Raw genomic sequence first — 1740 nt, 5'->3', positions numbered from 1 at the left:
TCACACCAGGACCGCTTCGCCTACAGTTTTCGCGAAAAATTCACACGCTCTGAGGTGGCCGCTTCTTCAGCGGCCCTCGAAGGGCGACGGCCCGGCTCTCTCGGAGCGGTGGCAGCAGGGCCGCTCATCCTTCGAGGCTCCCCGCGCGATGCTTTGCATCGCACGGCTCGCACCTCAGGATGACGGTCTTACAATCCTCTCCGCGCTGACAGATAGCAGGCTTACGCCCGCTGCACCCCGATCACGCGGCCTTTCTCGATCGCCAGCGCCAGCTCGCCGCGCTTCAGTTTCAGCGCGGCCTCGCCGAACAGCTCGCGGCGCCAGCCGCGCAGGGCAGGGACGTCGGCCGCGTCGTCGGCTGCGATCTCCTCGAGATCATCGACGGTGGCGATCACCTTGCTGGCGACCGCATGGCGTTCGGCGGTCATCCGCAGCAGCACCTTCAAGAGCTCGACGATGGCCGCGCCGTTATTGTTGTTGCGCGGCTTCTCCAGCTTCGGCAGCGTCGAGAAGTCCTTCGCCAGCCCGCGCTCGACCGCGGCGACGATGTCCGCGCCCCATTTTGACTTCTCGAACCCCTTCGGCACCGAGCGTAGATGGGCGAGCTTTTCCAGCGAGGTCGGCGCGTGGGTCGCGATGTCGGTGATCGCCTCGTCGCGCAGCACGCGGCCGCGCGGCACGTCGCGGCTCTGCGCCTCCTGCTCGCGCCAGGCTGCGACCTCCATGAGGACGGCGAGATCCTTGGGCTTGCGCACCCGGGTCTTCAGCCGCTCCCAGGCGCGCTCGGGGTGGAAGTCGTAGGTCCTGGGGGAAGTGAGGATCTCCATCTCGATCGAGACCCATTCGCTGCGGCGGCGCTTCTTGAGGTCGGCATCGAGCGCTGCGAACACGTCGCGCAAATGCGTGACGTCGGACACCGCGTAATGCATCTGCTCCTTGGTCAGCGGCCGGCGCGACCAGTCGGTGAAGCGATGGGTCTTGTCCGGACGGTGGCCGGTGACCTTCTCGACCAGGGCGTCGTAGGCGATGCTGTCGCCGTAGCCGAGCACCATCGCGGCGACCTGGGTGTCGAACACCGGATGCGGGATGATGTTGGCCTGGTGCCAGATGATCTCGATGTCCTGGCGGGCGGCGTGAAAGACCTTCAGGACGCTCTCGTTCGCCATCAGCTCGAAGAACGGCTTGAGCTCGATGCCGGCGGCCAGGGTGTCGATGACGACGGCTTCCTCGGCACTGGCCATCTGCACCACGCACAGCAGCGGGTAGTAGGTGGTCTCGCGCAGGAACTCGGTATCGACTGTTATGACGGGGTGCTTGGCCAGCCGGCTGCAGGCAGCCGCGAGGTCAGCGGTGGTGGTAATTAAATCCATGAAGGGCCCATGACACTTGCCATCAGCCGTTCTGCCGAAAGTGCTGTGATGTCAAGGGGCTCGATGCGAATTCGAGCCTTGCATTCGGACCGGAATCGCTTTTTCCGACGAAATTCCTATTCGTAGCGGACCCGGTTGGAGGATTTGCGGGCGCAGGGGAGCGCCACCACGACCACACACATGGCGACCAGCGCCAGCCCCAGGAACTCGAAAACCAACAGATCCACGGCGAAACCTCCAGAAACATTGATAGATTTGTCGGGGGTCCATTGAGGGTCTGTTAATTCCGATGGTTACCGGCGGGAGGCCGGGAGGGATGGTGGACGGGGGGTTAATGGCTTCCATTCCGCAGGTCGTCATGGCCGGGCTT

The 1740-nt window shown here is 64.3% G+C and carries 1 protein-coding gene; it reads right to left on the bottom strand.

The features are described from left to right. Positions 1-221: 221 nt before the first annotated feature. Positions 222-1370: a ribonuclease D gene (rnd, locus tag Q0743_RS33995; protein WP_298245764.1), complete on the bottom strand. Its 1149-nt coding sequence runs from the start codon at positions 1368-1370 to the stop codon at positions 222-224. Positions 1371-1740 lie beyond the last annotated feature (370 nt).

This window comes from uncultured Bradyrhizobium sp. (assembly GCF_936943645.1).
In the GTDB taxonomy this organism is placed as follows: domain Bacteria; phylum Pseudomonadota; class Alphaproteobacteria; order Rhizobiales; family Xanthobacteraceae; genus Bradyrhizobium.
The sequence above is the reverse complement of the archived record's forward strand: the minus strand, read 5'-3'. Positions and strand labels throughout refer to the sequence as shown.